Origin of the sequence: Pseudomonas sp. W15Feb9B (genome assembly GCF_000828175.1) — a bacterium.
GTDB lineage: Bacteria > Pseudomonadota > Gammaproteobacteria > Pseudomonadales > Pseudomonadaceae > Aquipseudomonas > Aquipseudomonas parakoreensis.
This window is the reverse complement of sequence record NZ_JTKF01000077.1, coordinates 1-1,324: the sequence shown is the minus strand read 5'-3', so window position 1 is coordinate 1,324 and position 1,324 is coordinate 1. Positions and strand designations below refer to the sequence as shown.

Annotated in this window: 1 protein-coding gene; it reads left to right on the top strand. The window is 52.6% G+C overall.

The genetic code is table 11. The features are described from left to right. The first annotated feature begins 89 nt into the window (after positions 1 to 89). Positions 90 to 1,268, top strand: coding sequence for an integrase core domain-containing protein (locus OC71_RS26635; RefSeq protein ID WP_041075019.1), 1,179 nt, complete (start codon positions 90 to 92; stop codon positions 1,266 to 1,268). The last annotated feature ends 56 nt before the right edge of the window (positions 1,269 to 1,324 follow it).

The following is a 1,324-nucleotide window of genomic DNA, read 5'->3' as shown; positions in this document are numbered from 1 at the left end:
GGTATGACTCACCCACATAGGTAACAAACCAGTTCAAGCACATAGGTAACAGTTTTTAACTGGCACGGGTCGATTCCGAGGATCTGACCATGCCGTGGCGAGAGCTGAAACCTATGGACCTGAAAGTGATGTTCATTGCTGACTACCTGTCTGGTCGTCTCAATTTCAGTCAACTCTGTGCAGCTCACAGCATCAGTCGCAAGACTGGATACAAGTGGGTGGCCCGCTACAACGCGGACAGCATTAATGGTTTGGCTGAGTGCAGTCGCAAGCGGCATTCTCAAGCTCAGGCTGTGCCGTTTGCGGTCAAAGAGGCCATTCTTGAGTTACGCCAACAGGGGCAAACCATACCGGGCCCGAAAAAGATTCAGACAGCCCTGAGTCGACGGTTTCCAGATCAGCCACCGCCGTCCAAAACCACGATCTATAACGTGCTTAAAAAGGCGGGGCTCGTCGAGCCTCGGCGCTTGCGCCAACGTGTCGTCCTCTATCCCAAGCCACTTCAGAAAGCCGAGCTTCCCAATCAGCTCTGGAGTGCCGATTACAAAGGCCAGTACCTGACAGGAGATGGTGTCTGGTGTTACCCCTTGACGGTGATGGATCACGCCAGTCGCTTTCTATTGGCTTGTGAAAGCATGCCGAGCACGACGTTCAAAGATGCCAAAGCTACCTTTGAGCGGCTATTCAAGATGTACGGAATGCCCGAGCGGATTCGTACTGACAACGGTGTCCCATTTGCCAGCGGTGGGTGTGCTGGGCTGTCGCAGTTGTCGATCTGGTGGGCTCACCTGGGCATCATTCATGAGAGGATTGAGCCTGGGCGACCTGAGCAAAACGGACGCCATGAACGCATGCACCGCACGCTTAAAAGCACGCTGCCAAGACCGCCGGAAATTGAATGGGGAGCCCAGCAGAAGCATTTTGATCTGTTCATGCAGCACTATAATCACGAGCGTCTTCATGAGGCTTTGGGGCAGAAAACGCCGGGCTCTTGCTACACAAGCTCGTCACGGGCCTTTCCGGGAAAACTACCGGAGATGAAATATCCAAGCCATGTTGAGACGTACCGAACGGACTCAAACGGGGTGGTGAACAAGGGACGACTCAGAATCTATGTCGGCTATGTCCTGAAGCATCAGATGGTCGGATTGGCGAGCATCAGCGAGGGTGTTTGGGACATCATCTTTGGACCTGTTCTACTGGGCCGTGTTGATGAACGAGACGCTAAAGATGGTTATCTGACGCTCAAGACAATCAAAAATAAGTGATCGGGTGTTACCTATGTGTCTGAACTCTTCTGTTACCTATGTGGTTGATCCCTTCA

What these genes read in the sequence shown, in the direction of transcription:
- OC71_RS26635 (WP_041075019.1), top strand. Translation starts at nt 90, where the DNA reads ATGCCGTGGCGAGAGCTGAAACCTATGGACCTGAAAGTGATGTTCATT.